Here is a 21355-nt window from a genome sequence, read left to right as displayed (position 1 = left end):
CCTCTGAAAGACCATGAGCGATTCCCTCCGCGACCAGTTGATGGGCCTGGGCTTCAAGCCAGCGCCCAAGCCCGAACGCAAGCCCGACACGCGCAAGCCCGATGCGCGCAAGCCCGGACAGAAGCCGCATGGGAAGGGTGCCGCGCCGCCGCGTCCTGGCCACGCAGGGAAGCCGCGGCCTCCGCAAGGCCCATCGCGCAAGCCGAGGTCACAGGAAGACATCGACCTGGCCAAGGCTTATGCCATCCGCGCACAGCGCGAGAAGGACGAGCGGATCGAAGCCGAGCGCGTGAAACAGGAAGAAGCGCGCCTGCGTCGCGAGGCGAAGGCCAAGCTGGAGGAGTTCCTCAAGGACAAGGCATTGAACGATGCCGAAGCCGACATCGCCCGACATTTCCCCTATGGCGGCAAAATCAAGCGCATCTACGTCAATGCCGAGCAGCTGAAGTCGCTCAATGCCGGCGAGCTCGGCGTGGTGCAGCAGAACGGACGCTACCTGCTGGTCTCGTCCGCCGTCCTGGTCGAGGCCGAAGCCATCTTCGCGCCTGCCGTTGCCTTGAAGGTCGATTCGAATGCGCCTGCGGGGGACGATCCCTACGCCGATCCCCAGTACCAGGTGCCAGACGACCTGGTGTGGTGAATCGATCAGGCGCGGCTTGAACCAGCAAGTGCGCCCGGGCGAACCAGCCACCGCCACACGATCACCGCGGCAAGCAAGGCGATACCGGACGATGCCATGAAAGCGACTTCGCCACCGAAGCGCCACAGTTGGCCGGCGAGCAACGCGCCGCAGACGCCGCCGACGCCGGACGACAGGCCGTAGAACACGCCTTGGCCGTGGCCATTGAGGCGGCCAGGGAAGAAGCGCACCAGCAGTTGCATCGCGGCCGCGAAGAACGCGCCAAAGTTGAGCGCATGGGTCAGCTGCGCCAGCACCATCACCGGCGTGTTGTCCGGGAACAGCGCCGTCACCAGCCAGCGCACCGAGGCGCTGAGCAAGGCCAGCATCAGCACGCGTGTGGCGTCCCAGCGGCGGAAGATCCGGCTGGAGAGGAAGAACACCACGATCTCGGCCAGTACACCGACGGTCCACAACACACCCTGCGTGCCGGTGCTGTAACCGTGTTCGGAAAGGTAGATCGAGAAGAAGGTGTAGAACGGGCCGAACGAGATCTGCGTGAGGAATGCCGCGACGAAGAAGGCGATCACCTGCGGTTGCCGCAGTCGTGTACGGAATCCTTCATGCGCCGTCTCCCGGTGGGCATCCGGCTCGTGCGCGTAGCGGTTGACCAGCGCCGAGCCCAGTACGGCGGCCAGCACGGGCAGCATCAGCCACGGCAGGGCGCCGATGCCCAGTCGGCGTGCGTCGATCAGCCAGCCGAACGAGGCGACCACCACGATGAAGCCGATCGATCCCCAGACGCGGATCAGGCCGTAGCGATCGCTGCGTGTGGCCAGGTGCGACATCGTGATCGATTCGAATTGCGGCATCACGGCGTTGTAGGCGAAGCAGAACGCCGTCATCACGACGAACAGGCCCACGTAGCCCCAGGGCAGCAGGAACAGGGCGAAGCTGCCCACAGCCAGCGCGCATCCCAGATGCAACCAACGGATCGGGTGCGGTGAGCGCGCGGCAAGCGTGGTCCACAACGAGGGCGAGACGATGCGCGTGGCGTACCACAGGCTCATCAGTACGCTGATCGCCGTCACGCCCAGTCCGCGCGACTCCAGGTAGAGGCTCCAGTAGGGCGTGAACGCGCCCAGCACTGCGTAGTAGAAGAAATAGAAGCTGGATAGCCGCGCGGCCGGGTAACCCGTTGGATCCGTCGTTGCCTTCATCGCGCACGCCCCTTCAGGCCCGCGCTGCGCATCGCGGGGCTGGGGCAGGCGGGAACGAGGGACGGCATGGTGCGCTGGCCTGAGAAAGGGTGGCGCATTCTAGCCGGGAGCAGCCTGGCTTACTCGGGATCGTAGTCCAGGTTCGAGGCCAGCCAACGCTCCACCTGCGCGATCTCCACGCCCTTGCGTTTCGCGTAGTCCGCCACCTGCTCCTTCGACACCCGCCCAACCACGAAGTACTGGCTCTGCGGATGGCTGAAGTAGTAACCGGATACGGCCGCGGTCGGCAGCATCGCGAAGCTCTCGGTCAGCGACATGCCAGCGTTGGCGCCCGCATCCAGGAGGCGGAACAGCGTGCCTTTCTCGCTGTGCTCCGGGCAGGCCGGATAGCCGGGTGCCGGTCGGATGCCGACATACTTCTCCGCGATCAGCGCTTCGTTGTCGAGGGTCTCGTCGCCGACGTAGCCCCAGAATTCGGTACGCACTCGCTGGTGGAGGCGTTCGGCGAGCGCTTCGGCCAGGCGGTCGGCCAGGGCTTTCAGCAGGATCGCGTTGTAGTCGTCGTGGTCGGCTTCGAATCGGGCCACGTGCGTGTCGATCCCGATGCCGGCGGTGACGGCGAACATGCCGATCCAGTCCTGCCGGCCTGAATCCTTCGGGGCGATGAAGTCGGCGAGGCAGAAGTCAGGGCGTTCGACCGGCTTGTCGACCTGCTGGCGCAGGAAATGCAGACGCTCCACCTTGCCATCGGCCTGCAGTTCGACGTCGTCGCCGATGCTGTTGGCGGGCCACAGCCCGAATACCGCCTTTGCCGTCAGCCATTTTTCTTCGACGATCTTCGCAAGCATCGCCCGGGCATCCCGGTACAACTCACTGGCCTGCGCACCGACCACGCCGTCGGTGAGGATCGCCGGATACTTGCCGAACAGTTCCCAGGCATTGAAGAACGGCGTCCAGTCGATGCAGTCCACCAGCTCATCGAGCGGGTAGTCCTCGAACACGTGCAGCCCCGGCTGGTGCGGCGCGGGCGGCACATAGTCGGCCCATCCGCCATCGAACCTCTGCCCGCGGGCCTTCTCCAGCGATACCAGGCGCTTCGCATCACCGCGGTTCTTGTGGCGTTCGCGGATCTCGGCGTAGTCGGCGTCGTTGGCGGCCACGAATGCCGTGCGCATGTCGCGCGAAATCAACGACTGGGCCACGCCCACCGCACGCGACGCGTCCTTCACCCAGACCGTGGGGGCCTTGTAGTGCGGGTCGATCTTCAGTGCCGTATGTGCGCGCGAGGTGGTCGCGCCCCCGATCAACAGCGGCGTTTCGAAGCCCTGGCGCTGCATCTCGCGCGCCACGTGGGTCATTTCTTCCAGCGACGGCGTGATCAGGCCCGACAGGCCGATCAAATCGGCGTTCTCGGCGCGCGCGGTGTCCAGGATCTTCTGCGTCGGCACCATCACGCCCAGGTCGACGACGTCGAAGTTGTTGCAGGCCAGCACCACGCCGACGATGTTCTTGCCGATGTCGTGCACGTCGCCCTTGACCGTGGCCATGACGATCTTGCCGTTGGACTTTCCGACATCGCCCGTGCGCAGCTTCTCGGCCTCGATGAAGGGCAGCAGGTAGGCCACGGCCTTCTTCATCACGCGTGCGGACTTCACCACCTGAGGCAGAAACATCTTGCCGGCGCCAAACAGGTCGCCGACGACGTTCATGCCGTCCATCAGGGCGCCCTCGATGACATCGAGCGGACGCGAGGCCTGCTGGCGCGCTTCCTCGGTGTCCTCGTCGACGAAGGCGTCGATGCCGTGCACGAGCGCATGGGCCAGGCGCTCGCGCACCGGCTTCTCGCGCCAGGCCAGGTTCTCCACCGGCGCTTCGCCCTTCTTGCCCTTGTAGCGATCAGCGATCTCCAGCAACCGCTCGGTCGAATCCTTGCGGCGGTTGAGGATGACGTCCTCGACGCGCTCGCGCAGTTCCGCGTCCAGGTCGTCGTAGACCGGCAACCCGCCAGCGTTGACGATGCCCATGTCCATGCCGGCCTGGATGGCGTGATAGAGGAACACGGAGTGGATGGCCGCGCGTACCGGCTCGTTGCCACGGAACGAGAACGACACGTTCGAGACGCCGCCCGATACGTGGCAGTGCGGCAGGGTCTGCTTGATGATGCGCGTGGCTTCGATGAAGTCCACCGCGTAGTTGTCATGCTCCTCGATGCCGGTGGCGACCGCGAAGATGTTGGGGTCGAAGATGATGTCTTCCGGCGGGAAGCCCACGTCATCGACCAGGATGCGATAAGCGCGCGTGCAGATCTCGACCTTGCGCGCGCAGGTGTCCGCCTGGCCGGTTTCGTCGAACGCCATCACAACCGCCGCCGCGCCGTAACGAAGCACCTTGCGCGCATGGTCGATGAAGGCCTCTTCGCCTTCCTTGAGCGAAATCGAGTTGACCACGCCCTTGCCCTGCAGGCACTTCAGGCCGGCCTCGATCACGCTCCACTTGGACGAGTCCACCATCACCGGGATGCGCGCGATGTCGGGCTCGGAGGCGATCAGGTTGAGGAAACGGACCATCGCCTTCTCGGAATCGATCAGGCCCTCGTCCATGTTGACGTCGAGGATCTGCGCCCCGTTGGCGACCTGTTGGCGCGCGACCTCGACGGCTTCCTCGTAGCGTTCTTCCTTCACCAGCTTGCGGAACTGCGCGCTGCCGGTGACGTTGGTGCGTTCCCCCACGTTGACGAAAAGCAAGTCCGGCGTGATGACCAACGGTTCCAGGCCGGACAGGCGCGTATGACGTGCGGCGGTGCTCATGCTGCCTGCTCCAGGGCAGTGCGCTGGCGACGGGGCGGCAAGCCGGCGACCACGTCGGCGATGGCCTTGATGTGGGCCGGCGTGGTGCCGCAGCAGCCGCCCACCAGATTCAGCAAGCCCGACTCGGCGAACTCCTTCAACGTCGCAGCCATCTCTTCGGGCGTCTCTTCGTACTCGCCGAACGCGTTGGGCAGGCCGGCATTCGGGTGCGCACTGACATAGGCGTCGGCGACGGTGGACAGCGTATCGACATGCTCGCGCAGGTCCTTGGCGCCCAGCGCGCAATTCAAGCCCACCGACAACGGACGGCTGTGCGCGACGGAGGTGTAGAAGGCCTCTGCGGTCTGGCCGGACAGCGTGCGGCCGGACGCATCGGTAATGGTGCCCGAGATCATGATCGGCAGGCGGCCACCGCGTGCGTCGAAAACTTCCTCGATGGCATACAGCGCAGCTTTCGCATTGAGCGTGTCAAAGATGGTTTCCACCATCAGCGTGTCGGCGCCACCGTCGATCAGGCCTTCGATGGCCTCGCGGTAGGTGCCGCGCAATTCGTCGAAACTGGTGTTGCGGAAGCCCGGGTCGTTGACGTCGGGGCTGATGGAGGCGGTGCGGCTGGTGGGGCCCAGCACGCCGATGACGAAGCGCGGCTTGTCCGGCGTCCTGGCCTCGGCGGCGTCGCAGCATGCGCGCGCGACGTGGGCGCCGGCCTTGTTCAACTCGTAGACCAGGTGTTCGAGGTGATAGTCGGCCTGGCTGACCGACGTCGCGTTGAAGGTGTTGGTTTCGACCAGGTCCGCGCCGGCCTCGAGGTAGGCGGTGTGCACGCCGGCAATTACCTCCGGCTTGGTCAGCAGGAGCAGGTCGTTGTTGCCTTTCAGGTCGTGGTCGCAGCCCGGGCCGTGTTCGTGCGCATGCTGCGTGTCGCAACCGTCGGCGAACCGCTCCCCGCGGTAGTCGGCTTCCTGCAGGCCGTGGCGCTGGATCATGGTGCCCATGGCGCCGTCGATGATCAGGATGCGCTCTTCGAGGGCTTTCAGCAGCAGCGCAGCGCGGGTGGGATGCAACCAGGGGAGAGTCTTCATGGCTTCTGGGCAGTTAGCGACAGCACTTCGAAATGGGGTGGGCGGCGTTCACGGGTGACGGTCTCGGCATTGGCGATCTCCAGTCCGGCCTTTTCGGCGAACTTGCGCAGTTCCTTCTCCGAAAAACCCAGATTGACGTGGCTGTAGGCTTCGACCACGGAGCGGTGCTCGTGCTTCGCCAGGCTGCTGAGCAGCAGGCGACCGCCCCGTCGAAGCACGCGCGCAGCTTCCGCCACCGCCTGTGCCGGTTTGGTGGAGTAGGTGAGCGCATGCATCAGCACGACCAGGTCGAAACTGGCGTCCTTGAACGGCAAGGCATGCATGTCCCCTTCACGCACTTCCACGTTGGGGAAACGGCGTAAACGCTCGCCGGCGGCCGCGACCACGCGCGCGCTGGTGTCGATGCAGATGTAGCGGTTGGAGTGCGGGGAGAGCAGCTCGGCCAGCACGCCGTCGCCGGAAGCGATGTCGAGCACGTCGCCGGTCTCGAGCAGCGGCAGTGCGGTGCGCGCCAGGGCTTCCCAGGTGCGGCCGGGCGAATAATGGCGCTCCATGTCCCCGGCGACGCTGTCGGCCCAGTTCTGGTCGGCGGCGCGGTTGGCCAGCACGCTGGCCACGCGTTCGGCATCCTGGCGCAGCAGCGGATCGTCGCTGCCGCCGCGCAGGCTGCGCCAGAGTTCGCGCTGGACCGTGTCGAGGTTGTCTTCGTCGAAGCGGTAGTAGGCCGACACGCCGGCGCGCCGGTCGCGTACCAGGCCGGCTTCCTTCAGCTTCGCCAGATGGGTGGATACGCGCGGTTGCGCCAGCTGGGTGATGGCGGAGAGCTCGGCGACGGTCAGTTCCTCGCCGGCCAGCAGGGCCAGCAGGCGGACACGGGTGGCGTCGGCGAAGACCTTCAGCCGGGTGGACCAAGCTTCCAGATCCATAAATATCTTCCTATCGCGATATAGAGATATTTTGACGGGCCGGCCCCGGCCGGGTCAACCCTTGGCATACGGCCGCGGATGGTCCGCGGGTTACAATTGGTATTCAAAATTTGCTTGCCGAGGGGTAGCCGTGGATTTCGCGTTTAACGAAGAGCAGTTGATGATCCAGGACGTGGCGCGCCGGATTGCCCAGGAAAAGATCGCCCCCAGTGCCGAGCACCATGACAAGACCGGCGAGTTCCCCCTGGAGAACATCCGCCTGCTCGGCGAGAACGGCCTGATGGGCATCGAAGTGCCGGCCGAATACGGCGGCGCTGGCATGGACCCGGTCGCCTACGTGCTGGCGATGGTGGAGATCGCCGCGGGCGATGCCGCTCACTCTACCATCGTGTCGGTCAACAATTCGCTGTTCTGCAACGGCATCCTGACCTTCGGTACGGAAGAGCAGAAGCAGAAGTACGTGCGCGCCATCGCCGAAGGCCGCGAGATCGGCGCGTTCGCGCTGACCGAGCCGCAGTCCGGCTCCGACGCCACCGCGATGCGCTGCCGTGCCGTGAAGCAGGCCGATGGCAGCTTTGTCGTCAACGGCAAGAAGAGCTGGATCACCTCGGGCCCGGTGGCCAAGTACATCGTGCTGTTCGCGATGAGCGAACCCGACAAGGGCGCACGCGGTATCACCGCGTTCATGATCGACACCACCCAGGCGGGCTTCCACCGCGGCAAGACCGAGCCGAAGCTGGGCATCCGCGCGTCGGCCACCTGCGAGATCGAGTTCACCGACTATGTGGTGCGTCCGGAAGACGTGCTGGGCAAGGAAGGCGAGGGCTTCAAGATCGCCATGAGCGTGCTGGATGCCGGCCGCATCGGCATCGCCAGCCAGGCCATCGGCATCGCGCGCGCGGCCTACGAGGCTACGATCGCCTACGTGAAGGAGCGCAAGGCCTTCGGCGCGCCGATCGGCACGTTCCAGATGACGCAGGCCAAGATCGCCGACATGAAGTGCAAGCTGGACGCCGCCACGCTGCTGACGCTGCGCGCGGCCTGGGTGAAGGGGCAGGGCCAGCGTTTCAGCAACGAAGCGGCGATCGCCAAGCTGACGGCGTCGGAAGCGGCCATGTGGATCACCCACCAGGCGCTGCAGATCCACGGCGGCATGGGCTATTCGAAGGAAATGCCGATCGAGCGCTACTTCCGCGATGCCAAGATCACCGAGATCTACGAGGGCACCTCGGAGATCCAGCGCCTGGTGATCGCGCGCAACGAGACCGGGCTGCGCTGAGTTCCGCTGCCATCCCGCTGAGCGAGAGCGCCGCCGCGAGGCGGCGTTTTCCGTTCTGGGCGACGGGTATCGGAGACCCCCGTCTTTGGTCATGGGACCACGGGGCCGACCGTCCGCTAGAGTGGCCTGATGCGGGGGTGCGTCCCCCGTTTTCCTCCTGGAGACCCCGATGCGCAAAACCCTGATCGTCTGTGCCCTCACCTTGGCCCTCGCTGCCTGCGACAAGGGCAATGCCCCGGCGGCTGGCGCTGCCGACGCCGCGGCCCCGGTGGCGTCCGCCGCCGACATCGCCGCCGAGAGCAAGCGGCTGAACGAGTGGTTCGACAAGAAGTACGAGGAGCAGTTGAAGTTCAGCCCCATCCAGCTGACTTTCCAGGGCCGCAAGGACCTGTACGACCAGGTGGACGACATGTCTGAGAAAGCCACGCGCGACCAGGTCGCCTGGCAGAAGGCCAGCGTCGAGGAGATGGAAAAGACCTTCGCGTACGCCAAGCTCGACGACGAAGCGAAGCTGTCCTACGACCTCTGGAAGCTGCAGTACGAGAACGCACGCGACGGCCTGCCGTTCATGGTCGACGGCTACGCGTTCGACCAGATGAACGGCGCCCAGGGCTTCTGGCCGACCTTCCTGATCAGCTTCCACAAGGTGGAAGAGGAATCCGACTACACGGCGTATATCGCGCGCATCACGGCGACCGGCCGTGCGTTCGACCAGTTGCTGGAGCGCGCACGCGCCTCGGCGACGCAGGGCATCCGTCCGCCCAAGTTCGCGTACGAAGGCGTCATCGACCAGGCGAAGAAGGTCATCACCGGTGCACCGTTCTCGGCTGGCGCCGACGCCGCGATCTGGGCCGATGCCCAGGCCAAGGCCGATGAGCTGGTGAAGGCGGGCAAGATCGACGCCGCCCGCGCCACCGCATTGAAGGAAGAAGCCCGCAAGGCGCTGCTGGAGCAGTTCAAGCCGGCCTACGACCGCGTGATCGCGTGGAGCGAGGAAGAGCTCCCGAAGGCCGCGGTGAATGCCACTGGCGTGGGCAGCACGCACCCGAACGGCAAGGCGTATTACGAGTACCAGCTGCGCCAGATGACGACCACCGGCATGAGCGCCGAGGAGATCCATGCGCTGGGCCTGAAGGAAGTCGAGCGCATCAAGGGCGAGATGACGGCGTTGAAGGACAAGGTCGGCTTCAAGGGCGACCTGGATGCGTTCTTCGCCTTTATCGACAGCGACAAGCAGTTCAAGTATCCCAACACCGATGCAGGTCGCCAGGCCTATATCGATGACGCCACGCGCGCCATCGACAACATCAAGAAGGTATTGCCCGAGTACTTCGGCCTGACGCCGAAGGCAGACCTGGTGGTGAAGCGCGTCGAGGCGTTCCGCGAGCAGGACGGCGCCGCGCAGCACTACTACCCCGGCACGCCGGATGGTTCGCGCCCGGGCGTGTACTACGCGCACCTGTCCGACATGAACGCGATGCCGAAGCCCGAGCTGGAAGTCATCGCGTACCACGAGGGCATTCCGGGCCACCACATGCAGATCTCCATCGCCCAGGAACTGACGGGCGTGCCGAAGTTCCGCACCCAGTACAACACCACGGCCTATGCCGAGGGTTGGGGCCTGTACGCGGAATGGCTGGCGAAGGAGATGCCGGGCACCTATCAGGATCCGTATTCGGAGTTCGGTCGCCTGAGCTCGGAAATGTGGCGCGCGATCCGCCTGGTGGTGGACACCGGCCTGCACGCCAAGGGCTGGACCGAACAGCAGGCGGTGGAGTACTTCGACGCCAACAGCGCGGTGCCGCGCGCCGCGATCGAATCCGAAGTGAAGCGCTACCTGATCATGCCGGGCCAGGCCACCGGCTACAAAGTGGGCATGATCAAGATCCAGGAACTGCGCCGGAAGGCCGAGACGGAACTGGGCGACAAGTTCGACATCAAGGGGTTCCACGACACCGTGTTGGGCGGCGGTGCACTGCCGCTGACGCTGCTCGAGCGACGCGTGGACCAGTGGATCGCGAAGGAGAAGGCCAAGCAGGCCTGAGTCATTCCTTCCACGGTAAGAAAGGAACCCCGGCTCAGGCCGGGGTTCTTGTTTCAGCCTTCAGTGCGGCGTGGTCAGCAGGTCGAGGTGTGCGGGGAGCCACGCATCGAACGTCGCCGGTGGCTGACCGGTCAGCGCGGCGAAATCATCGGTCACTTCGCCCAGGTCGCCCGCCGCCGCCGCCACATCGAACGAAGTGAACACGTCCGCCAGCACCGGCGGAAACCCATGTCCGCGCAAGCCCTCGGCCAGTTGCTCTGCGGTGACGCTGACGACCGCCAGCGGCTTGCCGAGCGCCGCGCTGACCTTTGCGGCAATCTCGCGGGCGTTCAGTGCTTGCGCGCCGGTGAGCGTGAACGTGCGGTTCGCGGTGCTGTCGGCGGCGAGCGCGACGGCCGCGGCATGCGCCAGGTCTTAGCGAGCGATGTAGGCGACGCAACCCTCACCGGCAGCGGTGACCCATTCGCCCGATGCGAGCGCGGACGGAAGCGAGTACGCCAGGTTCTCGGCATACCAGGCATTGCGAAGCACGGTCCATCCTAGACCGCTGGCCTCCAGTGCTTGTTCGGTACCCAGATGGTCGGGTGCGAACGAGACGTGCGACGTGGCGGGCGAGGGCAGCGATGTATAGACGACATGCTTCACGCCGGCCTCGACCGCCGCCTGCACGGCGGTACGGTGTTGCGCCAGGCGCTTGCCCGGTTCGAGCAGTGCGTCGGTGCTGACCAGCAGCACCCGGTCCGCGCCGGCGAAGGCGGCCGCCAGCGTGGCGGGCGCGTCAAAGTCCGCGGCGCGCACGATCACGCCGGCGGCTGCGAGGTCGGCGAGGGTCTCCGGCTTGCGGCTGGTGGCGATGATCCGGGCGGGCGGAACCTTCAGGGTTTCCAGCAGGTGGCGCACCACGGCGCGGCCGAGATGACCGGACGCGCCGGTGACGAGCAGGGTGGGGGAAGACATGGCGGCTCCTGAGCTTGGTAACGAAAAGGACATTGGTTACGCTATAGTAGTAATGGACGGCGCCCGTACAAGCAGGGCGTTCGAAGTAACCCGGTTACCCCGAGGTAACCGATCCCGGAGATCCCCATGACCCTACACCGCCAATCCCTGATCCTCGTCGAGAACTGCCCGATCCGGGACGTGCTGGACCGCCTCGGCGACCGCTGGACGGTGCTCGTGCTGCACGAGTTGGCCATGGGCACGCTGCGTTTTTCCGAGGTCCGCAAACGCGTGGCCGACATCTCGCCGCGCATGCTCGCGCAGACGCTGCGGCACCTGGAGCAGGATGGCCTGGTCAGCCGCGCGGTGTTTCCCACGGTGCCGCCGCGCGTCGACTATGCGCTGACGCCGTTGGGCGAATCGTTCTCCGAACGCGTGGAGATGCTGGCGCAGTGGGCATCGGATCACCACGACGAAGTCCGTGCTGCGCGCAAGGCCTATGTGGCGCCGGCGGCGAACGCGCCGAAATGAAAAAAAGCCCCGGCAATGCCGGGGCTTTTTGGTTCTGCACTACATCGTTGGATCAATGGCCGCCTGCAGGCTCCGCGGGCAGCGTGCCTTCGTCGTCCTGCGCCCGCTCGCGATCGCGGTCGTGCGCATGGTCGCGTGCCAGGTACAGGTAGAACGCCGGCAGCACGAACAGGGTGAACATCGTGCCGATCGTCATGCCCGAGGCGATCACCACGCCCATCGAGAAGCGCGACGCCGCACCCGGACCACTGGCGATCAGCAGCGGGATCATCGCGAACACCAGCGCTGCGGTGGTCATCAGCACCGGCCGCAGGCGGATCGCCGCCGCTTCCTCGATCGCCTCGCGCTTGGAAAGCCCACGCTCGACCTGCAGCTTGTTGGCGAACTCCACGATCAGGATGCCGTGCTTGGAGATCACGCCGACCAGTGTCACCAGGCCTACCTGCGTGTAGATGTTGATGCTCATGCCGGGGAAAGCTTCGATCTGCATGAACCCCAGGATGCCGCTGAGCAAGGCCAATGCGTTCAGTGTCAGCAGCGCGCCGCAGATCGCCATCGGAACCGTCAGCAGCATGATCAGCGCATCGCGGAAGCTCTCGAACTGGGCCGACAACACCAGGAAGATCACGATCAGCGCCAACGCCAGCGTCACCAGCATCGCCGCACCTTCCTGCTTGAACTGGCGCGATTCGCCGGCGTAGTCCACCGAGTAGCCCTGCGGCAGTACTTCCTTCGCCGCCTGGTCGAGGATGGCCAGCGCCTCGCCCTTGCTCACGCCGGGGCGCGGGGCAAAGGTGATCGACACCGCGTTCAACTGCTGGAAGCGCTTGAGCGACTGCGGCTGTGCGCTTTCCTTCAGCGTCACGATGGTGGAGAGCGGGATCAGCTCGCCGTTGCGGGCGCGCGTGTAGTAGTTCTCCAGATCGCTGGCATTGAGGCGGTCGCTGCGCTGCACCTGCGGGATCACCAGGTACGAGCGGTTCTGCATCGCGAAGCGGTTCGTGTAGCCGCCTGACAGCATCGCCGCCATGTCGGCCGCCAGCGTACGCATGTCGATGCCCAGGCTGGCCGCCTTGTCGCGGTCGATGTTGACCTCGATGCGCGGCTTGTCGATCTTCAGGTCCTTGTCGAGGAAGATGAAGCGCTTGCTCTCCATCGCCTTCATCAGGATCTGGTCGGCCAGCTCGGCCAACTGGCTCAACTCGCCGACGCCGCCGATGACGAACTCGCCACCGCCGCCGTCGCCGCCCGCGCTCGGGAGCGAGGGGGGCACCAGCGCGAAGATGTTCAGGCCGCTGACCTGGCTCATCTTTGGCTGCAGTTCCTGCTGGAGCACGGCATTGGTCGAGCGGTCGCGCTCGCTCCACGGTTTCAGCACGAAACCGGCCATCGCCATCGGGCTGGCGCCACCACCGCTGCCGCCGAAGCCACCGTTGAACAGGAAGTAGTCCTGCACTTCCGGCACGCCCTTGGCGATCGAGGTGACCTCTTCGGTGTAGCGCTCCACGTAGTCCAGGGTGGAGTAGGGGTCCGCGCTGGCGACCGAGAAGATGAAGCCCTCGTCTTCCAGCGGCGCGGGTTCCTTCGGCGCGGTGATGTACAGGAACACGCACGACACCAGCACGATCAGGCCGAGTACGCCGATCACCGATTTGGTTTCCAGCGTGCCATGCAGGCGACGCTGGTAGCCGGCATTGAGCTTCTCGAAGCGCGTGTCCAGCCACTTCTCCAGCTTGCCCTTGCCGCCTTCGGTGTGCGGCTTGAGCAGCTTGGCGCACATCATCGGGCTCAGCGTCAGCGCGATCACGCCGGACAGCAGCACCGCACCGGCGAGGGTGAAGGCGAACTCGGTGAACAGCACGCCGGTCAGGCCGCCCTGGAAGCCGATCGGCAGGTACACCGCCACCAGCGTGGTGGTCATCGCCACGACCGGCCAGGCGAGCTCGCGCGCGCCCTTGATCGCCGCATCGTAAGGCGACATGCCTTCTTCGATGTGGCGGTGGATGTTCTCCAGCACGATGATCGCGTCGTCCACCACGATGCCGATCGCCAGCACCATCGCCAGCAGGGTCAGCAGGTTGATGGTGAACCCCATCAGCAGCATCAGGAACAACGCGCCAACCAGCGACAGCGGCACCGTCACCGCCGGGATCAGCACACTGCGCAGCGACCCCAGGAACAGGAAGATCACCACGATGACGATGATGACCGCTTCCACGATCGTACTGACGACCTCGTCGATGGCGTCCTGGATCTGCTCGGTGCTGTCGTACGGGATCGTCGCCTTGATGCCCTCGGGCAGCTGGGGAACGATCTCGTTGTCCCACAGTGTGCGCACGTTCTTGATGACGTCCAGCGAGTTCGCGTCGGGCGACACGAAGATGCCCATGAACGTCGCCGCTTCCCCGTTGATGCGGACCGAGGTGCCGTAGCTTTCGGAACCCAGCTGCACGTCGGCCACGTCGCCGAGGCGGACGATGGCGCCGTTCTGCTCACGGATGATCAGCTGGCGGAACTCGTCGGCATTGCGCAGGTCGGTGCGGGCCGTCATGTCGATGGCGACCATCTGGCCCTTGGTGGAACCCACCGCCGCCAGCACGTTGTTGGACGACAACGCCGTGGACACGTCGCTGGCCGTCACCTGCAAAGCCGTCATGCGGTCCGGTTTCAACCAGACGCGCATGGCGAACGTGCCCGCACCGAGGATGTCGGCGCGCTGCACGCCCGACACGGTGACCAGCTTGGGCTGGACCACGCGGGTCAGGTAGTCGGTGATCTGGTTGTTGTCCAGGGTCTCGCTGGCGAAGGACACGTACATGGCCGCGATCTGCTGGCCCTGCTGCAGGTCGATCACCGGGTCCTCGGACTCCGGCGGCAGCTGGCCGCGCATCTTGTTGACCTTGGCGGCGATCTGGGTGAGCGCCTCGTTCGGGTCCTGGTCCAGGCGGATGTAGGCCTGGATCTGGCTGACGCCGGCGGAGCTGGTCGAACTGAGGTACTCGATGCCTTCCGCGCTCGCGACTTCCCGCTCCAGCGGCGTGGTGATGAAGCCCTGGATCAGGTCCGCGTCGGCGCCGTAGTAGACCGTGCTGATGTTGACCACGGCGTTGCGCAGCTCGGGGTACTGGCGCACGTTCAATTCGGTGAACGAGCGCAGGCCGAACAGCAGGATGAAGAGGCTGACGACGATCGCCAGTACCGGTTTGTTGATGAAGATGTCGGTGAATTTCATGCCGGCGCTCCGTCAGCGATTCTCGGGCTTCGGCTGGGCCTCGATCACCGGCTGCACCTTGTTGTTCACCACGACTTCGGCGTCGTTGCGCAGCTTGAGCAGGCCGGTCGTCGCCACGCGCTCACCCGGCTTCAGGCCTTCGGTCACGGCGATCAGGTCGCCACGGGTGGCGCCGGTCTTGACGAAGCGCTGGCGCACGACCAGCTTCTTGCCGGTGAGCGGCTTGCCCTGCGCGTCCTTCTCGCCTTCGGCGCGCTGCACATCCTGGATCACGTACACCGCATTGCCGTATGGATTGAAGCTGATCGCCGTCTGCGGCACCACCACGACCTTGCGACTGTCGCCGGTGTCGAAACCGACGTGCGCGAACGCGCCGGGGCGCAGGTTGTATTCGCCGTTGTCCAGCGTGGCCTGCACCTTGAAGTTGCGGGTAGCGGCATCGACCTGCGGCTCGACGGCGGTCACCTTGCCCTCGAAGACCTGGCCCGGCAGCGCGTCGACCGTGGCGCGGATGGCGGTGCCCGGCAACACCTGGCCGACCTGGCGCTCAGGCAGGGTGAAGTCGAGGTAGATCGGGTCCAGCGCCTGCAGGCTGACGATGGGGTCACCCGGGTTGATGAACTGGCCGAGGTTGACCTTGCGGATGCCGAGCACGCCGTCGAACGGCGCACGGATGGTCTTCTGCGCGATCAGCGCACGCTGGGCCTCCACCTAGGCCAGCGAGGTCGCGGCGACCGTGGCGCGCTCTTCGGCTTCGGCTTGCGAGACCAGTTTGTCCCGCGCGAGCGCCTGCCAGCGGTCGCGCTGCACGGCGGCCAGCTTGGCCGAGGCTTCCAGCGATTTCAGTACGGCCAGTTCATTGGCGGTATTGAGCTGGGCCAGCACCGTGCCGGCCTTGACCGGCTTGCCCACGTCGATCGACAGGCTGCGGACCACGCCACCGGCTTCGGTGGTGACGTCGGTGCCGTTGATCGCCACGAAGGTGCCCACCGCCTGCTGCGCATCGACCCATTCCTCTTCCTTGGCCGTCCAGTCGGTGACGGTGGAAGCGGGTTGCGGCATGTTGTCGAAGAAGCCGTTCAACAGGTTGCCCATGATCGCCTTGGCGACGAACACGCCGCCGATGATGATCGCGACGGCGATCAGCATGAGCGTCATGCGCAAGGGCGTGGAGGGCTTTTTCCGTGCGGTGGGGTCTTTCCGTGTCATGGGGAGGTCTTCGGCAGGTCAGGGAGGTCGTCAGGGCGACGAACGGGCGGGGGCCGGTTCGACAGCATGAAGCGCCGGATTATCACGATTTGAGACGCCGGCTTGAAGTGTGGTTCGTTTACCCGGCCCGGAGCCTCGCGCACGGGCACGCAGGTGGGCGGGTCGGTCAGACACGAGGAAAGCGGGTCATCGCGGTCAATCCAGCGGCCGCAACGCCCTCGATGCAAAGAAAAAGCCCCGGCAGGACCGGGGCTTTTTCGTGGGGAACAGACCGAATCAGCGCGAGGCTGGCTTGCCCTGTTCTTCCAGGTACTCCTTCGACGGCTCGTCCATCTTGTCGCCCAGCATGCGCCGGACCGACACGAAGAACACCGGGATCAGCAGCAGGCCGAGGAAGGTGGCGAACATCATGCCGCCGATGACACCGGTGCCGATGGCGTGGCGCGCGTTGGCGCCAGCGCCGGTGGAGATCGCCATCGGCAGCACGCCCATGATGAAGGCGAACGAGGTCATCAGGATCGGGCGGAAGCGCAGGTGCGACGCCGAGACTACCGCTTCGCGCAGCGTCTTGCCCTGCTTGCGCTCCATGACCGCGAACTCGACGATCAGGATCGCGTTCTTCGCCGCCAGGCCGATGATGGTGATCAAGCCGATCTTGAAGAACAGGTCGTTCGACAGGCCGGGGCGCAGCATGGTGAACAGCACCGCACCCAGGGCGCCCAGCGGCACGACCAGCAGCACGGCGACCGGGATCGACCAGCTTTCGTACAGCGCGGCGAGGCAGAGGAACACCACCACGATCGACAGCACCATCAGCAGCGTGGCGCTGTTGCCGGCCAGGATCTCCTGGTACGACATGCCGCTCCAGTCGTAGCCGAAGCCCTGCGGCAGCTGGTCGGTGACGATGTGCTCCATCGTGGTCATCGACTGGCCGGACGAACTGCCCGGCGCGGCGGAACCATTGATGTTCACCGCCGAGTAGCCGTTGTAGCGCGACAGCGACGGCGGCACCGAGGCCCAGCTGGACTGCACCACGTTGGACAGCGGGATCATCGCGCGACCACCTGAAGCGTCGGTTTGCTGGCTGCTGGGCGTGTAGATGCGGCCCAGCGAGTCGGCACCCGTGCGGTAGGCGGCATCGGCACGCATGTTCACGCGCTTGATGCGGCCCTCATAGAAGAAGTCGTTGACGTACACCGGCGCCAGCATCAGCTGGATGCCGTTGTAGATGTCGCTGACCGACAGCCCCATCGCCTGTGCTTGCACGCGATCAACATGCAATTGCAGCTGCGGCGCGTTCTCCAGCGTGTTCGGGCGGACCGCCATCAGGCTCTTGTCCTGCGATGCGGCCCCCAGCAACTGGTTGCGCGCGGACATCAGGGCCTCCTGGCCGAGGCCGGCGCGGTCCTGCAGCCACATGTCGAAGCCACCGAACTGGCCCAGGCCCTGGATGGTCGGCAGGTTCACCACGAAGATCTGCGCGCCCTTGATGCCGTACAACCGCTGGTTGGCCTGCTGGATGAACTCCGGCACGGTGACGTCGCGGTCGTCCCAGGGCTTGAGCCGGATGAACGCCATGCCGACGTTCTCGCCGCGGCCCAGGAAGCTGAAACCCGCCACTTCCATCACGCCGTCGAAGCCGTCCATCTGCTGCAGCGTGCCGCGGACCTGGTTGAACACCTGCTTGGTCTTCTGCAGCGAATTGCCCGGCGGCAGCTGCACGATGGCCAACGCATAACCCTGGTCTTCTTCCGGCACGAAGCTACTCGGCAGGCGCGTGAACAGGAAGCCCGCCAGCACCGTCAGCAGGGCGAACACCACCATCCAGCGCGGCGCGTGCTTGATCGCCGAGCCGATGTGGCCCACGTAGGTCTTCTCGATCTTGCCGTAGTACTTCTCGAACGTACGGAAGACGATGTTCTTCTTCTCGTGGCTGTCGTGCTCGTGCTGCTTCAGGAAGGTCGCGCACAGGGCCGGGGTGAAGCCCAGCGCCAGGAAGGCCGAGAACGCCATCGAGATGGCGATGGTCAGCGCGAACTGCTTGTAGATCTCGCCCGATGCGCCGCCCTGGAGCGCCGACGGAATGAACACCGCCGCCAGCACCACGGTGATCGCGATGACGGCGCCGGTGATCTGGCCCATCGCCTTGATGGTCGCTTCGCGCGGCGGCAGTTTTTCTTCCGCCATGATGCGCTCGACGTTCTCGATCACCACGATCGCATCATCGACCACGATGCCGATGGCCAGCACCAGCGCGAACATCGTCAGCTGGTTGATGGTGAAGCCGATGACGCTCAGGCCCCAGAACGTGCCCAGCAACGCGACCGGGATGACGAGGGTGGGGATGATGGTGGCGCGGAAGTTCTGCAGGAACACCAGCATCACCAGGAACACCAGGATCACCGCCTCGATCAGCGTCTTGACCACTTCCTCGATCGAGATCTTCACGAACGTGGTGGTGTCGTACGGCGAGAACCAGCTGACGCCGGGCGGGAAGCTGGGCTGCAGCTCGTCCATCTTGGCGCGCACGGCCTCGGCCACGTTCAGCGCATTGGCGCCCGGCAGCAGCTGGATGGCGAACGCGCCGACCGGCTTGCCGTTGAACTGGGTGTCGAAGCCGAAGTTCTGGGCGCCGAACTCGACCCGGGCCACGTCCTTCAGGCGGACGGTGGAACCATCGCTGTTGGCGCGCAGGATGATCTGCTCGAACTGCTGCGGCGTGGTGAAGCGTCCTTCGGCGGACACCGTGGCGGTGAACGCCTGGCCTTCCGGCGCCGGATCGGAACCGACCGAGCCTGCAGCGAACTGCACGTTCTGGCTGCGCACGGCGGTGAGCACTTCGGTAGCCGACAGGTTGAAGCCCTGCAGCTTGCCCGGGTCCAGCCACAGGTTCATGGCGTACTCGGAGCCGAAGTGCTGGGTGCTGCCGACGCCGGGCACGCGCGCGATCTGGTCCAGCACGCGCGAGGCGACGATGTCGTTCAGGCGGTTGCGGTCGATGCTCGGGTTGTCGGATTGCAGGCCCACGACCATCAGGAAGCCCGCGTTGGCCTTCGCGACCACCACGCCCTGCGCGGTGACTTCACTGGGCAGGCGCGGCGTGGCCAGCGACACCTTGTTCTGCACCTGCACCTGCGCGATGTCCGCGTCGGTACCGGTCTGGAAGGTCAGGGTGATCGAGGCCTGGCCGGCGGAACTGGAGCTGGAGCTGAAGTACAGCAGGTTGTCGATGCCGGTCAGCTGTTGCTCGATCACCTGGGTGACGGAGCGCTCGGTGGTTTCCGCACTGGCGCCGGGGTAGGTGGCGCTGACGGTCACCTGCGGCGGCGCGATCGAGGGATAGGACTCGATGCCGAGGTTGAGGATCGAGATCACGCCGGCGAGCGAGATCAGGATCGACACGACCCAGGCAAAGATCGGGTGATTGATGAAGAACTTGGGCATGGGGGAGGGTCCTTCTTACTCGGCCTTGCCTTGCGCGGGCGCCGGCTTGGCCTGCGCGGCCTTGGCGGCGGCGGCCTGTTCGGCGGTGATGCCCTTGGCGGGCGCGCCTTCCTTGACCTTCTGCAGCCCTTCGACGATCACCTGGTCGCCGGCGGCCAGACCGTCGGTGATCAACCAGTTCGCGCCGACGGCCTGCTGGGTGACGACGTTCTTGCGGACGACGTTGCCGTCCTTGCCGACGATCATCGCGTAGGCGCTGACGGTATCGCGCTGGACCGCGCCCTGCGGGATCAGGAAGGCGCCCTTCTGCTCGCCCAGCGTCGCACGCAGGGTGACGAAGGTGCCCGGCAGCAGCGTGCGGCCTTCGTTGGGCACGGTGGCGCGCAGCGAGACGCTGCCGGTAGCCGGATCGACCACGGTGTCGGAGAAGTCGAGCGTGCCGGCCTGGTCGATCACCTGGCCGTTCGGCAGCACGATCTGCACCGTGCGCTGGCCTGCGCCGGCCAGCTCGACCTTGCCTTCGCCCTGCGCCTGCTGGATGGCCTGCATCTCGCTGGAGCTCATCGAGAAGTTGGCGTAGAGCGGATCGATCTGGTCGATCGTGGTCAGCAGCGTGGCGTCGCCCTGGCCGACCAGCGCACCCTCGGTGACCTGCTGCTTGCCGGCGCGGCCGGAGATCGGCGCGGTGACGCTGGCATAGCCCAGGTTGATGCGGGCGGTCTCGACGTTGGCGCGCGCCTGCTGCACGGCGGCGGCAGCGCTGCGTTCGGCGGCCTCGGCGTTGTCGAGGTCGGACTTGGAAACGAACTTCTGCGGCGCGAGCTGGCGCGCGCGGTCGGCGGAGACCTTCGCATTGGCATACGTGGCCTGCGCCGAGGCCAGGTTCGCCTGCGCCGCGCTCAGCGATGCCTGCAGCGGCGCCGGATCGATCAGGAACAGCACCTGGCCTTCCTTCACGTCGCTGCCTTCCTGGTACACGCGCTTCTGCACCACGCCGGCGACGCGGGCACGCACGTCGGAGCTGCGGAACGGCGACAGCCGACCGACGAGATCGCGCTGCAACGGCACGTTCTGCGGCGTGGCGGTCGCCACGACCACTTCAGGCGGAGGCATCTGCTGCTGCTCGGGCTTGCTGCAGGCGGCCAGGACCGCCAGCAGGGCGCTGGCCAGGACGAGGGGACGGACGGGGGACGTCATGGGGAAGCTCCGTTTCTTTTTCTTGAAGACGTGGGAAGGGGGCGCAATGAGCGGATGCGACGGCCAGGGGGCTGGTCCGGGGAAGCAGGTTCGTCGTCGGGGGAGGGCGCGAACGCACGCAGGAAGGTATCGACGGCGAATATCGACCACCGCTGGCGCGCCTGGCGGCTCGCGCGATGGGGGACGCCGAAGCGCTGCCGCTCGAAATCCATCCCGACGATCATGCTGAGCAGCAACTCCGCGGCGTAGTGCGGGTCGTCATGCCTCAGCCATTCCTGGTCCATGGCGTGCTGCAGCCAGGCGGCGAGGCGCTGTACCAGAGTATCGCAAGCGTCGCGATACAGGTCGCGTGCTTCCTGGGGAAATTGGTGCGCTTCTGCGGCCAGCAATTGGCTGGCGGCGACGACCGATGGGTCGCACAGGTGGCGGAGGTGCTCTTCCGCGAAGGCCAGCAGCGCCTCGCGGGGCGCATCGGACGTCGGCGACAACTGCGCGGTCGCCAGCTCCTGGTGCTCGGCGATCACGCTGCGCAACAGCTCCTGCTTGCTGCCGAAATGCGCGTAGAGCGTCTGCTTCGAGCAGCCCGCACGCGCCGCGACCGCATCCATGCTGATCCGGAACCCCTGTTCGGCCATGAGTTCGCGCACGGCCTGGTGGACGCGGGAGCGACGCTGGTCGGGCGCGGAGAGGGTGGGGGCGGGGCGCATGCGGACTAGACTATACCGTCCAGTTTACAAATTTCACAGCCTTGATTTCAGGGCATTTCCGTGCACAAAGCAGGCGCGCGTCGTTGTTATGACCGCGTGACGAAGCGCGTGGGCTTCCATGC

16 protein-coding genes are annotated in these 21355 nt (G+C 65.8%); 4 read left to right on the top strand and 12 right to left on the bottom strand.

Annotated elements, in window-relative coordinates:
* Positions 1-13 precede the first annotated feature (13 nt).
* On the top strand, positions 14-640 hold the full coding sequence (locus ACSION_RS11995; protein WP_435306065.1) for a DUF2058 domain-containing protein: 627 nt from the start codon (positions 14-16) through the stop codon (positions 638-640).
* Positions 641-645: 5 nt separating this feature from the next.
* Here the strand turns inward: ACSION_RS11995 and ACSION_RS11990 are convergent, their stop codons facing one another.
* The 4 genes from ACSION_RS11990 to ACSION_RS11975 all read right to left on the bottom strand — a co-directional run bounded on the left by ACSION_RS11990 (position 646) and on the right by ACSION_RS11975 (position 6654).
* Positions 646-1839: an MFS transporter gene (locus tag ACSION_RS11990; protein ID WP_435306064.1), complete on the bottom strand. Its 1194-nt coding sequence runs from the start codon at positions 1837-1839 to the stop codon at positions 646-648.
* A gap of 119 nt (positions 1840-1958) precedes the next feature.
* A complete protein-coding gene (gene metH, locus ACSION_RS11985) occupies positions 1959-4646 on the bottom strand; it encodes a methionine synthase (protein WP_435306063.1) in 2688 nt (895 codons plus the stop codon).
* The gene (locus ACSION_RS11980; RefSeq protein WP_435306062.1) at positions 4643-5728 is read right to left on the bottom strand and encodes a homocysteine S-methyltransferase family protein; all 1086 of its coding nucleotides are present in this window, start codon (positions 5726-5728) and stop codon (positions 4643-4645) included. Before ACSION_RS11980 ends, metH begins: the two co-directional genes overlap by 4 nt.
* Positions 5725-6654 carry an ArsR/SmtB family transcription factor gene (locus ACSION_RS11975; RefSeq protein ID WP_093486197.1) on the bottom strand — a complete coding sequence of 310 codons (930 nt, stop codon included), beginning with the start codon at positions 6652-6654 and terminating at the stop codon, positions 5725-5727. The genes ACSION_RS11980 and ACSION_RS11975 overlap by 4 nt, the downstream gene beginning before the upstream one ends.
* A gap of 130 nt (positions 6655-6784) precedes the next feature.
* Between ACSION_RS11975 and ACSION_RS11970 the strand changes: the two genes are divergently transcribed.
* Positions 6785-7933 carry an acyl-CoA dehydrogenase family protein gene (locus ACSION_RS11970; protein WP_435306061.1) on the top strand — a complete coding sequence of 383 codons (1149 nt, stop codon included), beginning with the start codon at positions 6785-6787 and terminating at the stop codon, positions 7931-7933.
* Between the two features lie 169 nt (positions 7934-8102).
* Complete coding sequence (locus ACSION_RS11965; RefSeq protein WP_435306060.1) at positions 8103-9977, top strand: DUF885 domain-containing protein; 1875 nt, start codon at positions 8103-8105, stop codon at positions 9975-9977.
* A gap of 60 nt (positions 9978-10037) precedes the next feature.
* Here ACSION_RS11965 and ACSION_RS11960 read toward each other — a convergent pair whose 3' ends face one another.
* Positions 10038-10181, bottom strand: coding sequence for a hypothetical protein (locus ACSION_RS11960; protein WP_435306059.1), 144 nt, complete (start codon positions 10179-10181; stop codon positions 10038-10040).
* Between the two features lie 210 nt (positions 10182-10391).
* Positions 10392-10934, bottom strand: coding sequence for an NmrA family NAD(P)-binding protein (locus ACSION_RS11955; RefSeq protein ID WP_435306058.1), 543 nt, complete (start codon positions 10932-10934; stop codon positions 10392-10394).
* 126 nt (positions 10935-11060) lie between these two features.
* Between ACSION_RS11955 and ACSION_RS11950 the strand changes: the two genes are divergently transcribed.
* Positions 11061-11444, top strand: coding sequence for a winged helix-turn-helix transcriptional regulator (locus ACSION_RS11950; protein ID WP_435306057.1), 384 nt, complete (start codon positions 11061-11063; stop codon positions 11442-11444).
* Positions 11445-11496: 52 nt separating this feature from the next.
* Here ACSION_RS11950 and ACSION_RS11945 read toward each other — a convergent pair whose 3' ends face one another.
* The 6 genes from ACSION_RS11945 to ACSION_RS11920 all read right to left on the bottom strand — a co-directional run bounded on the left by ACSION_RS11945 (position 11497) and on the right by ACSION_RS11920 (position 21233).
* A complete protein-coding gene (locus ACSION_RS11945; protein WP_435306056.1) occupies positions 11497-14676 on the bottom strand; it encodes an efflux RND transporter permease subunit in 3180 nt (1059 codons plus the stop codon).
* A gap of 12 nt (positions 14677-14688) precedes the next feature.
* Complete coding sequence (locus ACSION_RS11940; protein WP_435306055.1) at positions 14689-15387, bottom strand: efflux RND transporter periplasmic adaptor subunit; 699 nt, start codon at positions 15385-15387, stop codon at positions 14689-14691.
* Positions 15388-15885 (bottom strand): hypothetical protein, encoded by a 498-nt coding sequence (locus ACSION_RS11935; RefSeq protein WP_435306054.1) that lies wholly within the window; start codon positions 15883-15885, stop codon positions 15388-15390.
* A gap of 276 nt (positions 15886-16161) precedes the next feature.
* On the bottom strand, positions 16162-19329 hold the full coding sequence (locus tag ACSION_RS11930; RefSeq protein ID WP_435306053.1) for a multidrug efflux RND transporter permease subunit: 3168 nt from the start codon (positions 19327-19329) through the stop codon (positions 16162-16164).
* Between the two features lie 15 nt (positions 19330-19344).
* A complete protein-coding gene (locus tag ACSION_RS11925) occupies positions 19345-20526 on the bottom strand; it encodes an efflux RND transporter periplasmic adaptor subunit (protein ID WP_435306052.1) in 1182 nt (393 codons plus the stop codon).
* Positions 20523-21233: a TetR/AcrR family transcriptional regulator gene (locus tag ACSION_RS11920; protein ID WP_435306051.1), complete on the bottom strand. Its 711-nt coding sequence runs from the start codon at positions 21231-21233 to the stop codon at positions 20523-20525. The genes ACSION_RS11925 and ACSION_RS11920 overlap by 4 nt, the downstream gene beginning before the upstream one ends.
* Positions 21234-21355: the final 122 nt, after the last annotated feature.

This window comes from Pseudoxanthomonas sp. LjRoot125, assembly GCF_964252705.1.
Classification (GTDB): domain Bacteria; phylum Pseudomonadota; class Gammaproteobacteria; order Xanthomonadales; family Xanthomonadaceae; genus Pseudoxanthomonas_A.
The sequence above is the reverse complement of the archived record's forward strand: the minus strand, read 5'-3'. Positions and strand labels throughout refer to the sequence as shown.

What these genes read in the sequence shown, in the direction of transcription:
- ACSION_RS11995 (WP_435306065.1), top strand. Translation starts at nt 14, where the DNA reads ATGAGCGATTCCCTCCGCGACCAGTTGATGGGCCTGGGCTTCAAGCCA.
- ACSION_RS11990 (WP_435306064.1), bottom strand. Translation starts at nt 1,839, where the DNA reads ATGAAGGCAACGACGGATCCAACGGGTTACCCGGCCGCGCGGCTATCC.
- metH (WP_435306063.1), bottom strand. Translation starts at nt 4,646, where the DNA reads ATGAGCACCGCCGCACGTCATACGCGCCTGTCCGGCCTGGAACCGTTG.
- ACSION_RS11980 (WP_435306062.1), bottom strand. Translation starts at nt 5,728, where the DNA reads ATGAAGACTCTCCCCTGGTTGCATCCCACCCGCGCTGCGCTGCTGCTG.
- ACSION_RS11975 (WP_093486197.1), bottom strand. Translation starts at nt 6,654, where the DNA reads ATGGATCTGGAAGCTTGGTCCACCCGGCTGAAGGTCTTCGCCGACGCC.
- ACSION_RS11965 (WP_435306060.1), top strand. Translation starts at nt 8,103, where the DNA reads ATGCGCAAAACCCTGATCGTCTGTGCCCTCACCTTGGCCCTCGCTGCC.
- ACSION_RS11955 (WP_435306058.1), bottom strand. Translation starts at nt 10,934, where the DNA reads ATGTCTTCCCCCACCCTGCTCGTCACCGGCGCGTCCGGTCATCTCGGC.
- ACSION_RS11950 (WP_435306057.1), top strand. Translation starts at nt 11,061, where the DNA reads ATGACCCTACACCGCCAATCCCTGATCCTCGTCGAGAACTGCCCGATC.
- ACSION_RS11945 (WP_435306056.1), bottom strand. Translation starts at nt 14,676, where the DNA reads ATGAAATTCACCGACATCTTCATCAACAAACCGGTACTGGCGATCGTC.
- ACSION_RS11935 (WP_435306054.1), bottom strand. Translation starts at nt 15,885, where the DNA reads ATGACACGGAAAGACCCCACCGCACGGAAAAAGCCCTCCACGCCCTTG.
- ACSION_RS11930 (WP_435306053.1), bottom strand. Translation starts at nt 19,329, where the DNA reads ATGCCCAAGTTCTTCATCAATCACCCGATCTTTGCCTGGGTCGTGTCG.
- ACSION_RS11925 (WP_435306052.1), bottom strand. Translation starts at nt 20,526, where the DNA reads ATGACGTCCCCCGTCCGTCCCCTCGTCCTGGCCAGCGCCCTGCTGGCG.
- ACSION_RS11920 (WP_435306051.1), bottom strand. Translation starts at nt 21,233, where the DNA reads ATGCGCCCCGCCCCCACCCTCTCCGCGCCCGACCAGCGTCGCTCCCGC.